General features: G+C 65.0%; 24 protein-coding genes. 17 read left to right on the top strand and 7 right to left on the bottom strand.

Features of this window, described 5'->3' with window-relative positions:
• Positions 1 to 79 precede the first annotated feature (79 nt).
• Together purM and purN are read left to right on the top strand one after the other, a co-directional pair.
• Entirely contained in the window at positions 80 to 1,153 is a 1,074-nt protein-coding gene (gene purM, locus ACM6UT_RS04230) for a phosphoribosylformylglycinamidine cyclo-ligase (protein WP_416796119.1), read from the top strand.
• Complete coding sequence (purN, locus tag ACM6UT_RS04225; protein ID WP_416796118.1) at positions 1,150 to 1,806, top strand: phosphoribosylglycinamide formyltransferase; 657 nt, start codon at positions 1,150 to 1,152, stop codon at positions 1,804 to 1,806. Before purM ends, purN begins: the two co-directional genes overlap by 4 nt.
• Before the next feature lie 20 nt (positions 1,807 to 1,826).
• Here purN and ACM6UT_RS04220 read toward each other — a convergent pair whose 3' ends face one another.
• Positions 1,827 to 2,627, bottom strand: coding sequence for an SDR family NAD(P)-dependent oxidoreductase (locus ACM6UT_RS04220; protein ID WP_416796117.1), 801 nt, complete (start codon positions 2,625 to 2,627; stop codon positions 1,827 to 1,829).
• A gap of 235 nt (positions 2,628 to 2,862) precedes the next feature.
• Between ACM6UT_RS04220 and ACM6UT_RS04215 the strand changes: the two genes are divergently transcribed.
• Complete coding sequence (locus ACM6UT_RS04215) at positions 2,863 to 3,813, top strand: omptin family outer membrane protease (protein ID WP_416796116.1); 951 nt, start codon at positions 2,863 to 2,865, stop codon at positions 3,811 to 3,813.
• Between the two features lie 35 nt (positions 3,814 to 3,848).
• Here the strand turns inward: ACM6UT_RS04215 and ACM6UT_RS04210 are convergent, their stop codons facing one another.
• Positions 3,849 to 4,472, bottom strand: coding sequence for an NUDIX domain-containing protein (locus ACM6UT_RS04210; RefSeq protein WP_416796115.1), 624 nt, complete (start codon positions 4,470 to 4,472; stop codon positions 3,849 to 3,851).
• On the bottom strand, positions 4,469 to 6,589 hold the full coding sequence (locus ACM6UT_RS04205) for a molybdopterin-containing oxidoreductase family protein (protein WP_416796114.1): 2,121 nt from the start codon (positions 6,587 to 6,589) through the stop codon (positions 4,469 to 4,471). Before ACM6UT_RS04205 ends, ACM6UT_RS04210 begins: the two co-directional genes overlap by 4 nt.
• A 76-nt stretch (positions 6,590 to 6,665) precedes the next feature.
• Between ACM6UT_RS04205 and ACM6UT_RS04200 the strand changes: the two genes are divergently transcribed.
• The 4 genes from ACM6UT_RS04200 (at position 6,666) to ACM6UT_RS04185 (ending at position 9,297) form a co-directional block, all read left to right on the top strand.
• Positions 6,666 to 7,517: a 23S rRNA (adenine(2030)-N(6))-methyltransferase RlmJ gene (locus tag ACM6UT_RS04200; RefSeq protein ID WP_416796113.1), complete on the top strand. Its 852-nt coding sequence runs from the start codon at positions 6,666 to 6,668 to the stop codon at positions 7,515 to 7,517.
• 82 nt (positions 7,518 to 7,599) lie between these two features.
• Positions 7,600 to 8,004, top strand: coding sequence for a hypothetical protein (locus ACM6UT_RS04195; RefSeq protein WP_416796112.1), 405 nt, complete (start codon positions 7,600 to 7,602; stop codon positions 8,002 to 8,004).
• Between the two features lie 10 nt (positions 8,005 to 8,014).
• A complete protein-coding gene (locus ACM6UT_RS04190; RefSeq protein ID WP_416796111.1) occupies positions 8,015 to 8,680 on the top strand; it encodes a ribonuclease T2 family protein in 666 nt (221 codons plus the stop codon).
• Between the two features lie 20 nt (positions 8,681 to 8,700).
• Positions 8,701 to 9,297, top strand: a complete 597-nt coding sequence (locus tag ACM6UT_RS04185; RefSeq protein WP_416796110.1) for a glutathione S-transferase — start codon at positions 8,701 to 8,703, stop codon at positions 9,295 to 9,297.
• An 82-nt stretch (positions 9,298 to 9,379) separates the two neighbouring features.
• Here the strand turns inward: ACM6UT_RS04185 and ACM6UT_RS04180 are convergent, their stop codons facing one another.
• Positions 9,380 to 10,021 (bottom strand): outer membrane protein, encoded by a 642-nt coding sequence (locus ACM6UT_RS04180; protein WP_416796109.1) that lies wholly within the window; start codon positions 10,019 to 10,021, stop codon positions 9,380 to 9,382.
• A gap of 368 nt (positions 10,022 to 10,389) precedes the next feature.
• Between ACM6UT_RS04180 and ACM6UT_RS04175 the strand changes: the two genes are divergently transcribed.
• The 5 genes from ACM6UT_RS04175 (at position 10,390) to ACM6UT_RS04155 (ending at position 14,661) form a co-directional block, all read left to right on the top strand.
• The gene (locus ACM6UT_RS04175) at positions 10,390 to 11,154 is read left to right on the top strand and encodes an SDR family oxidoreductase (protein WP_416796108.1); all 765 of its coding nucleotides are present in this window, start codon (positions 10,390 to 10,392) and stop codon (positions 11,152 to 11,154) included.
• Positions 11,151 to 13,175: an excinuclease ABC subunit UvrC gene (gene uvrC, locus ACM6UT_RS04170; protein WP_416796107.1), complete on the top strand. Its 2,025-nt coding sequence runs from the start codon at positions 11,151 to 11,153 to the stop codon at positions 13,173 to 13,175. Before ACM6UT_RS04175 ends, uvrC begins: the two co-directional genes overlap by 4 nt.
• 183 nt (positions 13,176 to 13,358) lie before the next feature.
• Positions 13,359 to 13,940 (top strand): CDP-diacylglycerol--glycerol-3-phosphate 3-phosphatidyltransferase, encoded by a 582-nt coding sequence (gene pgsA, locus ACM6UT_RS04165; protein ID WP_148155759.1) that lies wholly within the window; start codon positions 13,359 to 13,361, stop codon positions 13,938 to 13,940.
• Between the two features lie 5 nt (positions 13,941 to 13,945).
• Positions 13,946 to 14,197, top strand: a complete 252-nt coding sequence (moaD, locus tag ACM6UT_RS04160) for a molybdopterin converting factor subunit 1 (RefSeq protein WP_416796106.1) — start codon at positions 13,946 to 13,948, stop codon at positions 14,195 to 14,197.
• 2 nt (positions 14,198 to 14,199) lie between these two features.
• On the top strand, positions 14,200 to 14,661 hold the full coding sequence (locus ACM6UT_RS04155; RefSeq protein ID WP_416796105.1) for a molybdenum cofactor biosynthesis protein MoaE: 462 nt from the start codon (positions 14,200 to 14,202) through the stop codon (positions 14,659 to 14,661).
• 9 nt (positions 14,662 to 14,670) lie between these two features.
• On the opposite strand, the gene ACM6UT_RS04150 is transcribed toward ACM6UT_RS04155, so the two are convergent.
• Positions 14,671 to 15,567 carry a branched-chain amino acid ABC transporter permease gene (locus ACM6UT_RS04150; protein ID WP_416796104.1) on the bottom strand — a complete coding sequence of 299 codons (897 nt, stop codon included), beginning with the start codon at positions 15,565 to 15,567 and terminating at the stop codon, positions 14,671 to 14,673.
• 63 nt (positions 15,568 to 15,630) lie between these two features.
• Between ACM6UT_RS04150 and ACM6UT_RS04145 the strand changes: the two genes are divergently transcribed.
• Both ACM6UT_RS04145 and ACM6UT_RS04140 read left to right on the top strand, forming a co-directional pair.
• The gene (locus tag ACM6UT_RS04145; protein WP_416796103.1) at positions 15,631 to 16,179 is read left to right on the top strand and encodes a CGNR zinc finger domain-containing protein; all 549 of its coding nucleotides are present in this window, start codon (positions 15,631 to 15,633) and stop codon (positions 16,177 to 16,179) included.
• A 2-nt stretch (positions 16,180 to 16,181) separates the two neighbouring features.
• Complete coding sequence (locus ACM6UT_RS04140) at positions 16,182 to 16,697, top strand: hypothetical protein (protein ID WP_416796285.1); 516 nt, start codon at positions 16,182 to 16,184, stop codon at positions 16,695 to 16,697.
• Between the two features lie 93 nt (positions 16,698 to 16,790).
• On the opposite strand, the gene ndk is transcribed toward ACM6UT_RS04140, so the two are convergent.
• Complete coding sequence (gene ndk / locus ACM6UT_RS04135; RefSeq protein WP_129331329.1) at positions 16,791 to 17,213, bottom strand: nucleoside-diphosphate kinase; 423 nt, start codon at positions 17,211 to 17,213, stop codon at positions 16,791 to 16,793.
• A 168-nt stretch (positions 17,214 to 17,381) separates the two neighbouring features.
• Here ndk and ACM6UT_RS04130 point away from each other — a divergent pair, with 168 nt between their 5' ends.
• Together ACM6UT_RS04130 and ACM6UT_RS04125 are read left to right on the top strand one after the other, a co-directional pair.
• Positions 17,382 to 18,248, top strand: a complete 867-nt coding sequence (locus ACM6UT_RS04130) for a helix-turn-helix transcriptional regulator (RefSeq protein WP_416796102.1) — start codon at positions 17,382 to 17,384, stop codon at positions 18,246 to 18,248.
• A 45-nt stretch (positions 18,249 to 18,293) separates the two neighbouring features.
• Complete coding sequence (locus tag ACM6UT_RS04125) at positions 18,294 to 18,836, top strand: YbhB/YbcL family Raf kinase inhibitor-like protein (RefSeq protein WP_416796284.1); 543 nt, start codon at positions 18,294 to 18,296, stop codon at positions 18,834 to 18,836.
• A gap of 6 nt (positions 18,837 to 18,842) precedes the next feature.
• Here ACM6UT_RS04125 and ACM6UT_RS04120 read toward each other — a convergent pair whose 3' ends face one another.
• Positions 18,843 to 19,526 (bottom strand): glutathione S-transferase family protein, encoded by a 684-nt coding sequence (locus ACM6UT_RS04120; RefSeq protein ID WP_416796101.1) that lies wholly within the window; start codon positions 19,524 to 19,526, stop codon positions 18,843 to 18,845.
• A 146-nt stretch (positions 19,527 to 19,672) separates the two neighbouring features.
• Here ACM6UT_RS04120 and ACM6UT_RS04115 point away from each other — a divergent pair, with 146 nt between their 5' ends.
• A complete protein-coding gene (locus ACM6UT_RS04115) occupies positions 19,673 to 20,182 on the top strand; it encodes a DinB family protein (RefSeq protein ID WP_416796100.1) in 510 nt (169 codons plus the stop codon).
• Positions 20,183 to 20,275 lie beyond the last annotated feature (93 nt).

Below are 20,275 nucleotides of genomic sequence, written 5' to 3'. Positions count from 1 at the left end.
CTTCCCGGTATTTCCCTTGAATCCCCGCCCCGGTCATGCCATTGCGCGGGAGAACGACGACACCCGATTGGAGAGCCCCATGTCCGAGAACGGCAAGAACGGTCTGACCTATAGCGACGCCGGTGTGGACATCGATGCCGGCAACCTGCTGGTCGAGAAGATCAAGCCGGCCGTCCGGTCCACGCGCCGCCCCGGCGCCGACGGCGAAATCGGCGGCTTCGGCGGCCTCTTCGATCTGAAAGCCGCGGGCTTCACGGACCCGGTCCTCGTGGCCGCCAACGACGGCGTCGGCACCAAGCTCAAGATCGCCATCGACGCCGGCATCCACGACACGGTCGGCATCGATCTCGTCGCGATGTGCGTCAACGACCTCGTCGTGCAGGGCGCCGAGCCGCTATTCTTCCTCGACTATTTCGCCACCGGCAAGCTCGATCCCGACCAGGGCGCGGCGATCGTCGGCGGCATTGCCGACGGCTGCCGGGAAGCTGGCTGCGCGCTGATCGGCGGCGAAACCGCCGAAATGCCGGGCATGTACGCCGGCGGCGACTACGACCTCGCGGGCTTCGCGGTCGGCGCGGCAGAACGTGGCCAGCTCCTGCCCGCCGGCGATATCGCCGAAGGCGACGTGATCCTCGGCCTCTCCTCCTCGGGCGTCCATTCGAACGGCTTCTCGCTGGTGCGCAAGATCGTCGAACTTTCCGGGCTGTCCTGGGACGCTCCCGCGCCGTTCGGCGAAGGCGAAAGCCTCGGCCGGGGGCTGCTTGCTCCGACCCGCATCTACGTGAAACCGCTCCTGAAGGCGATCCGCGAAACGGGTGCACTGAAGGCGCTCGCCCATATCACCGGCGGTGGCTTCCCGGAGAACATTCCGCGCGTGCTGCCGAAGCATCTCGCTGCGGAAATCGACCTCGGCGCCTTCCGGGTACCCGCCGTCTTTTCGTGGCTCGCAAAGATCGGCGGCGTCGCCCAGAACGAGATGCTGCGGACCTTCAATTGCGGCATCGGCATGATCGTCGTCGTCGCCGAGAAGGATGCCGCCCGCGTGGCCGAAGTGCTTGCCGGCGAAGGCGAGACGGTCGTCACCCTCGGCCGCATGGTCGCCCGCGCCGAAGGCGCGGCGGGCACCGTCTACAAGGGCGCGCTCGCCCTATGACAGCCTCGCGCAAACGCGTCGTCGTCTTCATATCCGGCGGCGGCTCCAACATGATGGCGCTGCTGGCGGCGACCGAAGCCGCGGATTTTCCCGCCGAAATCGTCGGCGTGATCTCCGACAAGACCTCCGCCGGCGGCCTCGCCAGGGCGGCCGCGAAAGGCATTCCGACCTTCGTCTTCGAACGCAAAGCCTATGCCGGGAAGGCGGAGCACGAGGCGGCGATCCTCGCGAAGCTCGGCGAGCTCGCGCCGGACCTGATCTGCCTTGCCGGATACATGCGCCTTCTGTCGGCCGATTTCATCCGGCCCTACGAGGGGCGCATCCTCAACATCCACCCGTCCCTGCTGCCGCTCTTTCCGGGACTGCACACTCATCAGCGGGCGATCGACGCCGGCATGCGCGTCAGCGGCTGCACCGTGCACTACGTCACTGCCGGCATGGATGAAGGCCCTGTGATCGCCCAGTCGGTCGTGCCGATCCTTCCCGATGACACGGAAGACACTCTGGCTGCACGCGTGCTCACCGTCGAGCACCGGACCTATCCGCTGGCGCTGAAGCTCGTCGCCGAGGGCAAGGTGCACATGCTGGCCGACGGCGCGGTCGAACGTGCCGGCTTCTTCGGCGACCCTGCCGCGACGCTCGTTTCCGCCTGACCTCGAGGCGCGCCGAAGCGCTACGCCTTCTTCTTGCGCGATCCCATGAAGACCTCCGCCGCCTTTGCCTGCAGGCTGCGCGGGGCAAGTCGCGTCGAAAACGCCATGATGCGGTTCGCAAGCCCGGTGACGACCGCCGGCTTTCCGGCATAGAGCGCCCGCAGCCCCTCCTCCACCACCGGCCCCGGCTGCATGAGGTCGGCACGTGCGCCCCATTTCAGGACGTGGCCGGCCCGCGCCCAGAATTCCGTCTCCGTCGGCCCCGGACACAGCACCGAAACGACGACCTTGCGCCGGCGCAACTCCTCGTGCAGCGCGTGCGCGAGCGAGAGTACATAGGCCTTGCTGGCCGCATAGACGGCGTAACCGGGGATCGGCTGGAAGGCTGCGGTGCTTGCGACGAGCAGGACGTGACCACCGCCGCGCTCTGCCATATCTGCGGCGAATGCGTGGGTGAGTTCGGTGAGGGCGGCGACATTGACGGCCACCATGCCGCCGATCGCCTCGGCCGACTGGGCGTGGAAGCGTCCGTGGAGGCCGAAGCCGGCATTGTTGACCAGTGTCTCGACCGCGATGTCGCGTGCCTCTACGGCACGCTTCAGCGCCTGCGCCGCACCGGCCTCGGCGAGATCCGCCGGCTCGACCGCGATCTCGACGCCATGGCCGGCGCGCAGTGCTTCAGCGAGCTCTTCGAGGGGAGCCGCGTGCCTGGCGGAAACGACGATATTATAGCCGCGTCGGGCGAGCGCCTCGCAAAAGGCACGCCCGAGGCCGCCCGTCGCACCGGTGACAAGAGCCCATTTCGGCGCGACGTCCGCCATAACCGTTTCCTTCCGATCGAGGGAGATGCCGCAAGATAGCCACCGCGACCGGGGCGTCAACACCGTCCGTCAAGATACGCAACGGCGAACCGGCGGCGCCCGTCTGTGGCAGAAACGAGGCTTAGGTCCAGTTTTGGACCCCAATGACCCAGATATGGACCATGCAAGCCAGTTGAAGCGAAAACCCTTCTTCTCGTATTGAGAATCGACGAAATGTTCAGTCGTGGGGGTCTCAATGCACTATCGGAGCTTCAAATCGGCAGCGGCCTGCTGTCTTCTTCTCACTGCACCGACTGCGGCGCTCGCGGAGGACACTCTGTTCTCCTCGTCTGATGGCGGCTTCGTGATCTTCGGCGGCGTCGGCCTTGCCAACATCAAGGCGGACGAATTGGTCTACGACAACGGCAAGAAGCTCAGCGAGCTCAACTGGGAAAGCAAGGGGATCACCGTGTTCACCCTCGGTGCCGACGCCCAACTCGACAAGAACTGGAGTATCCGCGGCGATTTCAACGTTGGCACCGGTGGCGACGGCCACATGGTCGACTACGACTGGATGAGCGCGACGCACGATGAGTGGAGCCACCGGTCCATCCACCCCGACACCCAGCTGGATCATTATTTCAGCGGCTCTCTCGAACTCGACCGTGCGGTTTACAGTGACGACAGCACCAATCTCGCCGTCGGTCTCGGTTTCCGTTACACCGACGTCAAATGGACCGCGTATGGCGGCTCCTACATCTATTCGAGCGGCGACCCGTTCTTCCGCGACCTCACCAGCACCTTTACGCCCGGCGAAAAGGGCATCAGCTACCAGCAGCAGATCCCGGTCGGCTTCCTGAGCGTCAACGGCGAGCACAAGGTCGGCAAGTTCACGATCAGCGGCGGCCTGGAAGGCGGCCTGAGCTTCGGCATCGACGACATCGACGATCACTGGCAACGTGACCTGCGCTTCTACGACAGCATGAATGCCGCCCCGATGCTCGGCGCCAAGGTGTCTGTCGATTACGCACTGACCGAGAGCGCCTCGCTCTACGTCTCCGGCGCCTACCAGGAGGTCTTCCACGCCTATGGCGACACGGAATACTACGACACGACGACGGACACGCTGGTCGGCACGGCCGAGGACGGCGCCGGCGCGACGTTCCGCGCGATGTCGGTTTCCTTCGGCCTCAAGGGCACGTTCTGACAAGAGCTCCGGGGCGGTGCGATATACGCCGCCCCCTACCCTTCCTGCGCCTGCAGTTCGCCCGCCCGGACGAGGCTTTCGCGGTTCAGCGCCGCCCATTGCAGCAGCATGATCGTCTTGGCGTCGCAGATCGCGCCCGTCCCGATCATGTCGAGCGCCTCGTCGAGGGCAACCTCCGAGAGCTCCAGATCCTCATGCTCGTGGTCGAGACCGCCGCCGTCGGCAACCTTGTCGGCCGCCGTCACCGTCGCGGCGTAGAAGTAGACCTTTTCGGTGAGCGCGCCGGGCGAGGTGTAGGCGGCGAACAGGAAACGTGGGGCATCGATCCGGTAGCCGGTTTCCTCCAGCACCTCCCGGCAGACCGCCGCCTCGGGTTCGTCCTCCTCGACGCCGCCGGCCGGAACCTCCAGCAGGAACGCCGGATCGCCCATCAGATGCACGGGAATGCGGAACTGCCGCACGAGCACGACCGTCTCGCGCGTCGGGTCGAACAGCAGGATCGCCACCGCGGGGCCGCGGTCGAACACTTCCCAGACGAGTTCGGTCTCGCGGCCGTCGTCGCGGCGATAGTCGAAGGTGACACGCCTGAGATGGCTCCAGCCCTTCCAGAGCGTCTCGTCCTTGCGGATGGTGATCCCGGTGCGGTCGAACTTGCTCATGCCGGGTCCTTTGAGAGCCACACCTTGTTGTCATGGAAGGCCGCGCCGCCGTGGGGAGCGACCGCGTCGGCGCCCGTCAGCACGTTGATGCCCTCGCCGTCGACATGCGCCTTGTTCGGCCAGATCCCCTCGGCGACCAGCACGCCCGGCTTGACGGCCTCCGTCACGCGGGCATGGATGCGTAGCGTGCCGCGACGGTTGCCGAGACGGACGAGCTCACCGGGCTCGATGCCGAGACGCGCTGCGTCGGACGGATTGACCATCACTTCCGGCCTGCCCTCCTTCTCGGCCGAGGTGCGGGTCTCGGAGAAGCTCGAATTCAGGAAGTTGCGTGCGGGAGACGTGGCGAGCCGGAAGGGATGCTCGGCATCCGCCACCTCGATGATGTCCACCTGATCAGGAAAGGCCGGCAATTGATCGACCGGCCCGAGAATGCCGACAGAGGCCGGCGGCCGGTTCGGCGCCGGGGCCCCCGCCCAGTCGGGACTGAAGCGGAATTTGCCGTCCGGACAGCCGAAGCCGTTCAGGAAATGCGCCTCCTCGAAGGGCGGCTGGCATTCCAGCCACTTCTCTTCGGCCAGCACGTCGAAGCCCGGTTTGCCGCTCGCCTTCAGCATGCGGTCGATGTGCTCGCGTTCCGTCAGCCCGAAGCCCGGACGGTCGGCGACGCCGAGGCGCTTTGCCAGTTCCTCGATGACGAAAAGATTGGTGCGCACGGTCGCCGGCGGTTCGACGATCTTCGGCCCGAGCAGGATATGGCTCTGGCCGCCGGCGCGGTAGATGTCGTCGTGCTCGACGAACATGGTGGCCGGCAGCACGATGTCGGCAAGCTCGGCCGTCTCGGTCATGAACTGCTCGTGCACCGCGACGAAGAGGTCGTCGCGCAGGAAACCCCGTTTCACCAGGCGTTGTTCGGGCGCGACATTGGCCGGATTGGTGTTCTGGATCAGGAGCGCCGTCACCGGCCCGCGATGGCGCAGCGCCTCCGCGTCGCCAGTCAGCACCCGGCCGATCTGCGACTGGTCGAGGACGCGGACGTCGGGATCGAGATAGGCCGTGCCCATCAGTTCCGCCTTGTTCAGACGGAAGATGTCGCCGTTGTTGTGGAAGGCACCGCCGCCCTCGTATTGCCAGCTGCCGAGGACGGTCGGCACGCTGAGCGCCGCGTGCATCTGGGCGACGCCGTTGCGGCTGCGGGCAAAGCCGTAGCCGAGCCGGAAGAAGGTCTTCTTGGTCGTGCCGACGAGCCGGGCGAAAGTCTCGATCTCCTCGACGGACAGTCCCGTGATCGCCGCCGCCCATTGCGGTGTGCGGGTGGCGAGGTGCGCCTCGAGCCCCGCCGGATCGTCGGTGAACTTTTCCATGTAGGCGCGATCGGCATAACCGTCGCGGAAGGCGATGTGCATGACCGCGCAGGCGAGCGCCGCATCGGTTCCGGGCCGAAGGATGAGGCGGATATCCGCCTGTTTCATCGTCGGATTGTCGTAGACGTCGACGACGACGATCTTGGCGCCGCGCTCCTTGCGGGCGCGGGTCGCGTGCGTCATCACGTTGACCTGGGTGGCGACCGCATTGGTGCCCCAGATGACGACGCAATCGGCCTTCGCCATCTCGCGGGGATCGACGCCGCGCAGTACACCCGTCCCCATCACGTAGCCGGTCCAGGCCATGTTGGTGCAGATCGTGCCCATGAAGCCGGAATAGCGCTTGGCGTGGCGCAGACGCTCGATGGAATCGCGCTGCACCTGTCCCATGGTGCCGGCGTAGAAATAGGGCCACACCGCCTCGCTGCCATGCGCCTGCTCGGCCTTGACGAAGGCGTCGGCGATCTCGTCGAGTGCCTCGTCCCAGGAAACTTCCTGCCAGGCGCCCTCGCCCTTGCCGCCCTTGCGCCGCTTCGGCGTCAGCAGGCGGTCCGGATGGTAGAGCCGCTCGGCGTAGCGGGCGACCTTGGCGCAGATGACGCCGGCCGTGTAATCGTTGTCGGCAGCCCCGCGGACACGTCCGATGCGGCCGTTTTCATCGATGTCGACATCGAGCGCGCAGGTGGATGGACAGTCGTGCGGACAGGCCGTATGACCGACGGAACGGGTTCGGATGGGGCTCGCGATGTTCATGTCCGCATGTATATGGCAAGCGGCAGGCGCCTTAAAGGTCCATTCCAAGAATTCATGAGAGCCATCGGAAACACAGATGAACTACCGCCACATCTACCACGCCGGCAACTTCGCCGATGTGCTGAAGCACGCCGTTCTGGCGCGCCTGATCGTCTATCTGCAGCAGAAGGACAAGGCATTCCGCATGCTCGACACCCACGCCGGCATCGGGCTCTACGACTTCTCCTTGGAGGAGGCACAGAAGACCGGAGAGTGGCGCGACGGCATCGGCCGGCTGATGGAAGCCGATCTTCCGGAGGGCGTCGCAGCCCTGCTAGCACCCTATCTCGGCGCGATCCGCGCGCTCAATCCGAAGGGGCCGATCACCCTTTATCCGGGCTCGCCGAAGCTCGCGCGGATGCTCTTCCGCCCGCAGGACCGGCTTTCGGCGATGGAGCTCCATCCGGACGACAGCCGCGCGCTCGCCCGGCTGTTCGAGGGCGACTACCAGGTGCGGGTGACCGAGCTCGACGGCTGGCTCGCACTCGGTGCACACCTGCCGCCGAAGGAGAAGCGCGGCATCGTGCTCGTCGATCCACCCTTCGAGGAGGCGGGTGAATACGAACGGCTCGTCGACGGCCTCGCGAAGGCGTATCGACGTTTTGCCACCGGCACCTACTGCCTCTGGTATCCGATCAAGAAGGGTGCGCCGATCGCCGAATTCCACGAGGCGCTGAAGGCGCTCGGCATCCCGAAAATGCTCTGCGCCGAGCTTTCGGTGCGCAGCGATCGCGAGACGACGGGGCTCAGCGGTTCCGGGCTCATTATCGTCAATCCGCCCTTCACGCTGAAGGACGAGTTGCATCTGCTGCTGCCCGAACTGAAGCGCGTCCTGGCGCAGGATCGCTACGCCTCGCAGCGTTGCTTCTGGCTGCGCGGCGAGAACTGAGGAAGAGCCGTTTCCTGCGGCGTCGATCGCCCTTGACCTCCTGCGGGTTTGACAACATTCTGGCGGCAAACGGGAGAGAGCCATGGGTGCGAAATTCCTCGTCAGCGCATGCCTTGCGGTCGCCGCCACCGCGCTTTCGGTCACGGACAGCCAGGCCGCGACACCGCGTTGCGACGACGCGGCCGTCGTCGGGTCGGTCGAAAGCCGGTTCTCCCGCAACAACCGGCAATTCCTGAAGGTCGATCTCTCGATCGCCGACTTCGGCATCATCCGCGAAACCGGTTTCCGGCCGACCGACGAGACGCATCGCGTCGAGCGGCGTTTCTGCCATGCGACTGTCACCACCAGCGACGGCCTCGGCCGCAATCTCTGGTATCTGATCGAGGGCACGTGGGGCTTTGCGGGGCTCGGTTCGTCGGTCGAATTCTGCACGGATGGCCTGGATCCTTGGCATGTCTACGGCGCCCGCTGTGCGTCCCTGCGCTGAATCGATGTGGATGTCTGCTCGACTGAAGGCGCTGCGCGCGGCCGCTCTCGCTGGCGTCATGCTCGTTGCGCCGAACGGTGCGGGAGCGGATGGGCCGCCGAAGCCTTCCGGTTTCGACTTCTATGTGCTGGCGCTTTCCTGGTCCCCGACCTTCTGTGCGAGCGCCAAGGCCTCCAGCAACCGGGACCAGTGCGGCGAAGGCAAACGCTACGGGCTCGTGGTGCACGGGCTCTGGCCGCAGAACGAGCGCGGCTATCCGGAAAACTGCCCGACCGACCAGCCGCGGCGCGTACCGGAAAAGCTCGGACGCACGCTCTTCGACATCATGCCGAGCATGGGGCTCATCGGCCATCAGTGGCGCAAGCACGGCACCTGCTCCGGGCTCGCCCAGGCGGACTATTTCGCCCTCACCCGCGCGGCTTACGAGCGCGTCCGCATTCCCGACAGCCTGCGCAATGCCGAACGCGCGACGACCGTCGACGTCGACGCGATCGAGACGCAGTTCACCAGAGCCAATGCCGGCATGACGCGGCAGGCGCTGGCGGTCACCTGCGAACGCGGCAAGCTTTCCGAAATCCGCGTCTGCCTGACACCGCAACTCGCTTTCCGCGACTGTCCGGAGATCGACGCGCAGGCTTGCTCTCTCCCCTCCGTCGCGGTGCCGCCGGCACGCTGAACAACCGAACTGGAAGAACGATGAAACTCCTCTACTCCTCCACCTCGCCCTATTCCTCGAAAGTGCGCATGGCGCTCCGCTATCTCGACATGGACGCGGAGGTGGTACCGGTCGCCACCAACGACGACCCGCCCGAACTGATCGACAACAATCCGCTCGGCAAGATCCCGACGCTTCTTTCCGGCGAGGACGGCCCGATCTTCGACAGCCGCGCCATCATGCACTATCTCGACCGCCGCTCGAAAGGCGGTCTCTACCCCCGCAAGAACCGCAAGCGTACCGAGGCAGAGGTGCTGGAGGCACTCTGCGACGGGATCACCGACTGCCTCATCGCAATCGTCTACGAACGGCGCCAGCGCCCGGAAGAGCACGTGCACCAGCCCTATATCGACCGGCAATGGCAGAAGGTGAGCCGTGGGCTCGATCACCTGAACGCCCATCTGCCGAAGACCGGGAAATCGCTTCACGGCGGGCATTTTTCGCTGGCCGCGCTGATCGGCTACCTGATGCTCCGCTTCCCCGGCGAGTGGGAGAACGGACGCACGGCGCTCGCCGCCTGGCCGCAGAAATTCGAGAAGCGTTTCGAGGATTATGCGGAACTGAAGCCGCAGGCGTAATCCCGGCGGTCACCGACAGCAAAGCGGAACAAAAAAAGCCGGGCGCGGGCCCGGCTTTCCTCGTGACGTCGTCTTACGGCGATCAGAACTTGACGCCGATACCGACCTTGACGCTGTGATCGTCGAAACCGCGCGAGACGGTCGTGCCGTCGAGGCTGAAGTCGCGCTTCTGATAGTCGCTGTAGCGGTACTCGATGCGAGCCGTGATGTTGTCGGTGACCATGGCTTCGACGCCGGCACCAACGGTGTAACCGGCGGCGACCTTCTCATCCGAGTCGGTGGCGCTCTCGAGCTTGTTGTTCGACAGTGCGAGACCGGCGGTACCGTAGATCAGGAAGGGGTTCATGTCGTAGCCGACGCGGCCACGGAGAGACCCGTTCACGCCCTGCGTACCGGTCAGGCCGGTACCGGCGTCACCGTCTTCGCCGGTATAGGCGATGTCGGCTTCCGCACCGTAGACGATCTGGCCGTTCTGGAAGTTGTAGCCGCCGTAGAGCGAGCCGCCAAAGCCCTTGGCGTCATAATCGCCGCTGCCGAAGCGGCCCCAGTCGTAGTTCGCCGTCGCACCGACATAGGCACCGGCCCAGTTGCTGACGGGCGCGCTGTAGCTTTCGGTCGCGGCAGGAGCCTCGGGGATCTGGTCGACGGCATCGGCGGCCTGTGCGGTCGAGAACGTCGCGACACCGGCGGCGGTTGCCATGAGGATCATAACGAGTTTACGCATACTAGTCTCCTTTTCAGTCCGTTGCCGCAGGCGAACATTTCAAAGTGGCGGCATGAACAATTGAGCGGGTTACCTCGCCCGTTCCGAGAGTAAATGTGGCGGCCAATTGAGGAATTGGAAGAGCCGAATTGTGAATTCATTGTGGCACAGAAATGACGGAAATTGGATGTTGCTAAACCGCAACAAACTCTTTGTTAACTATGTTTACTGCGATTCCGATTAATACTCGTTAATTTCGAAACTTATCTCCAGTCTTGCCAAGTAGAGCGCGAAAGAGGATACCGAAAAGAATCCGCATTCCCTATTTAACAATGAGCGATACGACATATATGCGGGGCAGTTCATCGGAAGTCGAAAGCAGAGCGGAAATGGAAAAAGGGATACCGAAGACCGCCCTCGTCACCGGCTCGGGAAAAAGACTTGGCCGCGCGATCGTCGAGGATCTGGCGCGCCACGGTTTCGCCGTCGCCATCCACGTCAACGGCTCGATGGACGAAGGCGAAGCACTTGCAGCGAGCCTGCGACGCGACGGTGCCGATGCCGCGGTGCTCGCGGCCGATTTCCGTGATACCGGGCAGACGGCCGCCCTGATGGATGCCGCCAACGCCGCTCTCGGCCCGATCGGGCTGCTCGTCAACAATGCCTCGGTGTTTCTGGAAGATGATGCCGGCGCCTTCGACGCCGAGAGCTTCTCCGCCCATTTCGACCTGCATGTCCGCGCGCCGTCGATCCTCGGCGCGGCCTTCTTCCGGCAGGTGCCGGACGGTGCGCAAGGGCTGATCGTCAACATCATCGACCAGCGGGTTCTCGCGCCCACACCTTCCTTCTATTCCTATACTCTTTCGAAATCCGCGCTGCTTGCGGCGACTCGCACGATGGCGCAGGCTTTCGCACCGAAGGTTCGCGTCAACGGCATCGGCCCGGGGCCGACCTTCCGGAGCGTCCGCCAGGAGGAGGCCGACTTCCAGGCACAGATCGACGCGCTGCCGCTCGGCCGTGGACCGGCGCTCGCGGAATTCGGTCAGACGATCCGCTTTCTTTTTGACACGCCGTCGATCACCGGCCAAATGATTGCCGTCGACGGCGGCCAGCATCTTGCCTGGCAGAGGCCGGGCACGGAGATTGTGGAATGACAGGAGGAAAGCTGCCGGACGGCGGCATTCTCTATGACGGGACCGAGGATGAGGACGAAGGCGTCGTCGAGAGCGAAGCGCCCGTGTCCGCACTTCCGATCGACTGGAACGAGGGCGGCACCGACCACCAGGGCCTCACCGGCGCCGAGCTGATCGGCGAATTCGTCAAGAAGCTGCCGAACAGCCCCGGCGTCTACCGGATGATGAACGCCGACGGCGACGTGCTCTATGTCGGCAAGGCCCGCAGCCTGAAAAAGCGCGTCGGCAACTACGCCCAGGGCCGCGTGCACTCCAACCGCATCGCCCGGATGGTGCGCGAGACGGCGCACATGGAATTCGTCACGACCCGTACCGAGGTCGAGGCGCTGCTGCTCGAGGCCAATCTCATCAAACGGCTGAGGCCGCGCTTCAACGTCCTGCTGCGCGACGACAAGAGCTTTCCCTATATCCTGATCACCGGTGACAGCCGGGCGCCCGCGATCTTCAAGCACCGCGGCGCGCGTGCCCGCAAGGGCGATTATTTCGGTCCCTTCGCTTCCGCGAGCGCAGTCGGCCGCACGATCAACTCGCTGCAGCGGGCCTTTCTCCTGCGCACCTGTACCGACAGCGTCTTCGAGACGCGCACGCGCCCCTGCCTGCTCTACCAGATCAAGCGCTGCTCCGCTCCCTGCACGCACGAGATCAGCGACGATGGCTATGCCGGCCTCGTCAGGGAGGCGAAGGATTTCCTCTCCGGCAAGAGCCAGAACGTCAAGGCGGCGATCGCCGGAGCGATGAACGAGGCGGCAGAGAACCTCGATTTCGAGCGCGCCGCGGTCTTCCGCGACAGGCTGGCGGCACTCTCCCACGTGCAGAGCCATCAGGGCATCAACCCTGCCGGCATCGAGGAGGCCGACGTCTTCGCGATCCACCACGAAGGTGGTCTCTCCTGCATCCAGGTCTTCTTCTTCCGCACCGGCCAGAACTGGGGCAACCGCGCCTATTTCCCCAAGGCGGACCCGCAGCTTTCCGGCGCCGAGGTGCTCGCCGCTTTCCTCGCACAGTTCTACGATGACAAGCCCTGCCCGCGGCAAGTGCTGCTTTCGGAGACAATCGAGGAACAGGACCTGCTCGCCGCCGCCCTTTCCGAGCGGGCCGGCCACAAGGTCCATGTGCTCGTGCCGCAGCGCGGCGAAAAGAAGGACATTCTCGACCACGTGGTCGCCAATGCCCGCGAGGCACACGGCCGCAAGCTTGCCGAGACGGCCTCGCAATCACGCCTGCTCGCAGGCTTTGCCGAGACCTTCGGCCTGTCTTACGTGCCGCGGCGCATCGAGATCTACGACAACTCCCACATCATGGGCACCAACGCCGTGGGCGGCATGGTGGTGGCGGGTCCGGAAGGCTTCGTGAAGAACCAGTACCGGAAGTTCAACATCAGATCGACGGACATCACCCCCGGCGATGACTTCGGCATGATGCGTGAGGTGATGACGCGGCGCTTCTCGCGCCTGCTGAAGGAAGAGGGCAAGCCGGACCGCAGCCAGCCGCCTGCCGAGGAATCCGACAACCACTTCCCCGCCTGGCCGGACGTCATCCTGATCGATGGCGGCCAGGGCCAGATGACGGCCGTGCGCGCCATCCTCGACGACCTCGACATCCGCGACTGTGTGACGGCGATCGGCGTCGCCAAGGGCGTCGACCGCGACGCCGGCCGCGAGCGCTTCTTCGCCGAGGGGAAGCCCGATTTCACCCTGCCGCCGCGTGATCCCGTGCTCTATTTCATCCAGCGGCTGCGGGACGAGGCGCACCGCTTCGCCATCGGCTCGCACCGGGCACGACGCAAGAAGGAGATGGTCAAGAACCCGCTGGACGAGATCGGCGGAATCGGCCCATCCCGCAAGCGCGCGCTTCTCCAGCATTTCGGCACGGCAAAGGCGGTGTCTCGGGCGGCGATCAGCGATCTCACTTCGGTCGAAGGCATTTCCGAAGCCGTCGCCCGCCAGATCTACAATCACTTCCACGAGAGCGGCACGGAATAGGCGCGGCCGCCGGCGATCGATCCCGACATGCGCGCGTGCAGAATTGCGCATGTCGGAATCGCAAACATCTCAGTTCCGCCGCAGGTCTATGTGACGGAAGACGAAAAAACCCGTGGGTCACCAGTTGACGGTGAAGAGAGAAAACCGTCATCTACACCCGAATTGAGAAATCACAGGTCTTTCATGGCTTCCCGCGCATTAAACATCCCCAATCTGCTGACCTATGCCCGCATCATTGCGGTTCCCGTCATCGTTCTCTGCTTCTTCGTCGAGGGACGACTCGCGAGCTCCGACTGGGCTCGCTGGACGGCGCTGACGCTCTTCATCATCGCCTCGGTCACCGACTTCTTCGACGGCTATCTGGCGCGCATCTGGAACCAGACCTCGAACATCGGTCGCATGCTCGACCCGATCGCCGACAAACTGCTGGTCGCCTCCGTCCTGCTGCTGATGGCAGCCGACGGCACCATCGCCGGCTGGTCGCTCTGGGCGGCGATCACGATCCTCTGCCGCGAAATCCTCGTCTCGGGGCTCAGGGAATATCTGGCGGCGCTCAAGGTCAGCGTGCCGGTGACCCGCATCGCCAAGTGGAAGACGACGATCCAGATGGTCGCCATCGCCTTCCTGCTCGCCGGCCCCGCCGGTGACAAATTCCTGCCCTATACGACGGAAGCCGGCATCACGCTGCTGTGGATCGCGGCCCTGCTGACGATCTACACCGGTTACGACTACTTCCGTGCCGGCGTGAAGCACATGGTGGACTGATCGCGATGAAGCTCGTCTATTTCGCATGGGTGCGGGAGAGGATCGGCAAGGGCGAGGAAGAGCTCGACCTGCCGGAGAACGTCGTCACGGCCGGCGACCTCATCGAGTACCTGAGCGGGCTCGGCGAAGAATATGAGGCGGCCTTCCAGTTTCCGCAGGCGATCCGCGTCGCGGTGAACCAGGAGCATGTCGAGCACCACGAGCCGATCGCCGGCGCCCGCGAGATCGGCCTGTTTCCGCCGATGACAGGTGGCTGAACATGACGGTGGTGCCGGATATCCGCGTCCAGCGCGAGGACTTCGACGCCACCGCCGAGACCGCGGCGCTGACCGCCGGGCGCCGGGACATCGGCGCGGTCGTCAGCTTCGTCGGCCTCTGCCGTGACGAAGCCGGCACGCTTTCCGCACTCGAGCTCGAACACTATCCCGGCATGGCGGAAGCGGAGATGCGCCGCATCGCCGGCATCGCCGTCGAGCGCTTCGGGCTCATGGGCCTTACCGCCATCCACCGCTACGGCAGGATCGCTCCGGGGGAAAACATCGTGCTGGTCCTCGCTGCCGCCCCGCACCGGCAGGCTGCCTTCGACGGCGCCGCGTTCATGATGGACTATCTGAAGACCTCCGCTCCCTTCTGGAAGAAGGAGCACCGGCGCGACGGTACCGCCGGCGACTGGGTCTCGGCCAAGGACGCCGACACTGAGGCGCTCGACAAGTGGCGCTGAGCGACCCCGTCAGGGAATCGCCCGCTCCTGCCGGCTGATGACGAGAACCGTCACAAGCCCTCCGACAATGACCAGATCGCGCCAGAGAATGGGGCCGTAGCCGCTCCAGAGCGTCTCCGCGAGCGCAACAACGGCCGCACCGAGCGCCGAGCGCAGCGGCACCGAATAGCCGCCGGCGGCCGCCACCAGCACCACCTTGAGGCCGAACATCAGCCCGGCCCCGAAATCCATCGTGCCGTAATAGGAGGTCGCGAGCACACCACAGACGGCGGCGATCGCCGCAGAGGCGACGTAGGACCAGATGAAGACGGCGCGCGCATCGGTGCCGCACATTTCGGCAGCCAGCGGATCGTCGGCGACGCCGCGCCAGACCCGGCCGAGGCGGGTGCGTGCGAGAAGCAGGTGGCCGATCGCGACGAGCGCAACCATCACCGCGGCGTTCACAAGCTGGATGAGCGTCAGCGTCACCTTGAAGCCGCCGTCGGTCCAGAAGACCACCTCGCGATTGAGGAAGGGCGAGAGCCACAGGCCACGACTCTCCATCGCGATCCGCACCATCTCCTCCAGCACCACCAGCACGCCGAGAGAGGCGACGATGACCGTGTTCGGCGAAGCGCGCCGCAGCGGCAGCATCACGTCGCGGCCGATCACCACGGCGGTACCGAGCGTATAGAGCAAGGAAGCCGCAGCGCCGAGGGCGAGCGCCGCCGGCAGCACGAGATAGAGCTGGTTCCAGCCTGCGTGGGCAAAGAAGACATAGATTTGACCGGCAAAGGCAAAGAGTGCGCCGAAGGTGATGTCGGCACGGCGCGTCATGGCGAAGGCGAGCGAATAGCCGAAGGCGAGCGCCGCATAGAGCGCGGCGACCGGCACGGCGTTGGCGAGTTGCTGTAGCAGGTAGGCCATGACCTCCTCTTTCATGGCAGATTTATAACTATCATTTTCACTTTTACTAGTTATAATTCCGCCATGACCTTCGCCTGGACCCCTCATCGCTTCTCTGGTGGAACACTGGCTTTCGACGTCGCCAACAGCGTCGTCCTGCGCTTCGACCCCGACCGCCGCGTCGATCGTTTCGACGATCCGGCGCAACTCGACCTGTTTGTTCCGGCCGCCCGCGCGCATGGCGCGGAGCGCGATCTCCTTGCAAAGCTCACACCGCTTTCGCCCGGCGGCCGGGACCGGTTCATCCGCCTGCGCGAGGAGATCGACGGCTATTTCCGCGCTCGCGCGACCGGCCTCGACACGCGCGAACGGCTTGCCTCCCTTCTGGAGGCGATTGCCGCCAACCTGCGTGCGGCGGAGAGCGGCGATGCGCTCGATGCGGCGACCGCGCTCTCCGCGCTCCGGCTCGTGTCGGCGCCCGAACAGGATCGGATCAAGATCTGCGCCAACTGCGGATGGCTGTTCCTCGACCGCAGCAAGAACCGCAGCCGCACCTGGTGCGACATGGCGGTCTGCGGCAACCGCACCAAGGCGCATCGGCACTATCGCAAGAAGAAGGAAGCCTTGTCATGAAAATGAGATGGATCGCGGCCGCGCTGCTCGCCCTTCTGCCGCTCGCGGGCTGTCAGCGGGAGGATGCGAACGAGCCGCTGAAGGTCTCGGGCCGGGTCTTCATCTTCAACTACCGCGTCGCCATGGCGACCTACGTCATTACGCTTGCGCGCAACGGCCCGCTGCCGGAGGAGAGCTTCGCCGAGACGACCTACGAGAACCCGGCCGGCGGCCCGCCGCTCGTCACCCGCTCGAAGATCTTCCCCTTCTGGGAAAAGGTCTCGCTCGAAAGCCCGCCGGTTCACTGCATCGTCAAGGACAAACCCTATGCAGTGACGATCCGCATCCTCGACAACAAGGACGCGGTGATACAGACGATTGAAACGAGCGTAACCTCGACGCTAGACCAGAGCGTCCTGCCGGCCAAACCCCTGGTGGTCGGACCGCTCTACACGCCCAATCCGGAAGTCTTCAAGAGCGACGGCAGTCATGATTTCGACCCGGAGAAGGATTGCCCGGCGCCGACTTCCGGGACGTGACCGACGTCTCCAGAAACGCCGGAAGCCGGAGCGTTTCCGCCCCGGCTTCGCGAATGTCTTCAAAGGTTTGAGGCGAGAGCCTCAGGACCTGATTCAGCCGACGATCTCGGTGTCGGAGAACCAGTACTTGATTTCTTCGGCAGCGGTTTCCGGAGCGTCCGAGCCGTGAACCGAGTTCTCGCCGATCGACAGCGCGAAGGTCTTGCGGATGGTGCCTTCGGCGGCCTGGGCCGGGTTTGTGGCGCCCATGATCTCGCGGTTCTTCAGGATGGCGCCTTCGCCTTCGAGGACCTGGACGACGGTCGGGCCGGAGGTCATGCCTTCAACGAGTTCGCCGAAGAACGGGCGTTCCTTGTGAACGGCGTAGAAGCCTTCCGCCTCGCGCTTGCTCATCCATACGCGCTTCGACGCGACGACGCGCAGGCCCGCATCTTCGAGCATCTTGGTGATCGCGCCCGTCAGGTTGCGCTTCGTTGCGTCCGGCTTGATCATCGAAAAAGTGCGTTCAATCGCCATGGGTCTCATCCTTTTGTCCTACGGGAAAGTGGGCGGTATCTACCCGCCTCAAGGCCTTAAAACAAGGGGGATGGACGAATTTCACGAGACCGTCATATCATTGCCGGCGACATGGCCGGCCGCTGTTCCCGAGCGGTTCGGCCGAGCGGCAATCGACAGGAGCCCGCCATGAAAAGTCCTCCAGACGGCGCCGGCCGCTCCATCGCGGTCCTGCCCGGACTTGCCGTCCATTGCTCGATCCTGCAGGCGTCGAGCAGCCGGTTCCGGCAGTTCCAGATCGACGAGCCGGCGGTCATCCTCGTCAGGCAGGGCTGGAAGCGCGTCATCACGGACCATGACGAGGTCGTCGCCGGTCCGGGCGAAGCGGTCTTCGTGCCGCAGGGGCTCGAATGCGTGATCGTCAACGGCGTCGGGGAAACCGGCGCCTATCACGCCGAGGCGCTCAGCCTCACGCCGGCGCTGGTCGCCGCTTATGCCGATCCAGCGACGAGGCCCACGACCGGGGCCGTCCACATCGCGCCGGACGACGGCTTCCTCGGTGCGCTTGCCCGCGCGCGGCAAACCATCACGGAAGGCGCCTCGACGCAGGAGAGCGTCCACCGCCACGTTCTCGGCGAACTGGTGATCCGCCTGCAGGCGCGCGGGATCGGGCTTCTGCCGGACATGCGCGAGCATCTCGTCTGGCGCATCCGCGCGCTCGTACGGACCGATCCCGCCGCAGACTGGCCGGCGGCAGGCGTCGCCGGCGCGCTTGCGATGAGCGAGCAGACGCTCCGGCGCAAGCTCGCCCTTCTCGGCACCAGTCTCACCGAAATCATCGCCGACGTCCGCATGACGACCGCGCTTGCCCTCCTCCAGGCGAGCGAACTGCCGATCAACCGCGTCGCGCTCGACGTCGGCTACGGCTCGGCATCGAAGTTCGCGGCACGATTCCGCGCCCGCTTCGGGCTCTCGCCCCGCGACATCCGATCTGCCGTGGATGACGGCGAGCGTTCCGGGACAGAAGTCGAGCGTCCGAGAGCCGCGGCGGAGTGAAGCCCCGGCTATGATCGGGCCTCAAAACAAAGGAGCCAGATCATGTTGAAAGCCCTCGTTCTCGCAACCGCCGTCGCGAGCCTTTCCGGCCTTGCCGCGTCGGCTGCCGACTTCACGCTTTCGAGCACGGACATCCGCGACGGCGGTACGCTTGCCGAAGCCCAGGTCGCCAATACCTTCGGCTGCGCCGGCGGCAATGTCTCACCGCAACTCTCCTGGTCGAATGCGCCGGAGGGCACGAAGAGCTTCGTCGTCAGCGTCTATGATCCGGATGCGCCGACCGGCTCCGGTTTCTGGCACTGGGTGATGTTCAACATCCCCGCCTCGGTCACGGGACTGGAACGCGGCATCACACCGGACAAAGGTGCACCGGAAGGCGCCGTCCAGAGCCGGGCGGATGCCGGATTCGCAAGCTATATCGGCGCCTGCCCGCCGGCCGGCGAGACGCACCGCTACATCGTCACGGTGACTGCGCTCTCGGTCGACAAACTGGACCTCGACCAGAATGCCAGCGGCGCCCTGATCGGCTTCATGACGAACGCCAACGCGCTGGCCAAGGCCGCGATCACCGTGAGCTACGGTCGCTGACGGGGACTACGCCACCTTCCGGGCGTCGCCGTCATAGAGGTCGAGGCAGCGCTCGTACCAGGCATAGGCGGGATCGTCCTGCGGCAGGTGCACCGAGCCGGTCGTGATCCTCAACCATTGCAGCGCACCGAAGAGGATGTAGTCGGCAAAGAGCGGGCCGTCCCCGCCGATGAACGGCTGGAAAGTCAGCGTGTGGCGCAGCGGCGTAAACTTGCCGGGGAAGGCCGCGATCTCCTGCTCACGGGCGGCCGCGACCTCCTCGATCGGCATGCCGAAACGCTGCTCGCGGCTCCGGCGGAAATAGGCCTGGTCCGCCTCGTCGAGCATGTCGTGGATGTCCATGATGGCGATCCGCGTGACCGCCGGGTGTATCACGGTCTGGGAAAAGCCTTCCACGAAACGGGCGAGCGCCTTTCCGCCCTCCCCCCCGAACAGCGTCGGCTCGTCCGGATAGGCGTCGTCGAGATAGAGCGCGATGGCGAAACTGTCGGAGACCAGGCGGTCGCCGTCGCGCAGCAAGGGCACCGTCCGCGTCGCCCCGTTTTCGATATCGGGAATGGCCGTGAACGGCAGCGGCCGCTCGGAATAGGAGAGCCCCTTGTGTTTCAGAGCCATCACCACTTTCCAGCAATGGGGAGAGAACGGGCGGGAGAGATCGCTGCCGCAAAGCGAGTAGAGGGTTCTGGACATCGCGAGGCTCCTTGTTCCAAGACTACACGGCGGCATTCAAGGGCATGGCCGCGGCGCAATCAAATCAGGAAATTTCATCGAACCTATCACACACGCTTCAGTTCCCCTCGCCTAGACTGAGGCGTCACTCATGCCGGAGACCCGAAATGTTGCAGTACTGCCAGATGTTCGCCGCCTACAACCGCTGGGCCAATGAGCGGGTCTACGCCGCCGCTGCGGAACTCACCGAAGACGAGCTCTTCCGCGACACCGGCGCCTTCTTCGGCTCGCTCTTCGGCACGCTCAGCCACGTCCTCGTCGGCGACCGGGTGTGGATGCGGCGCTTCACCGGCGAAGGTCCGGTCCCCCGCGCGTTGGACGAACGCCCCTATGAAACGCTCGCCGATCTCGCCGCTGCCCGGAAGACCGAGGACGAGCGCATCATCCGCTGGGTCGGCGGGCTCGACGAGGCGTCGCTCGCCGCCCGCATCTCCTACACCACGATCGTCAATCCGGCACCGATCAGCCACAAGCTCGGCGCCGCGGTCGCGCACTTCTTCAACCACCAGACCCATCACCGCGGTCAGGCGCACATGACGCTGACGGCGCTCGGCAAGCCCTCCCTCGTTCTCGACCTCATCTACTTCCAGAGGCAGGAAGGAAAGCAGTGGATCTAATCCGGCTGGCGACGGTCCCTTAACCGTCCCGGCAAACTCCGTTGCGCATCGCACGCCAGCGTCCCTCGCCGTTTACGGATTGCACAGGCTTTC

The sequence above is a fragment of the Ciceribacter azotifigens genome (genome assembly GCF_048159625.1).
Lineage (GTDB): Bacteria > Pseudomonadota > Alphaproteobacteria > Rhizobiales > Rhizobiaceae > Allorhizobium > Allorhizobium azotifigens.
The sequence above is the reverse complement of the archived record's forward strand: the minus strand, read 5'-3'. Positions and strand labels throughout refer to the sequence as shown.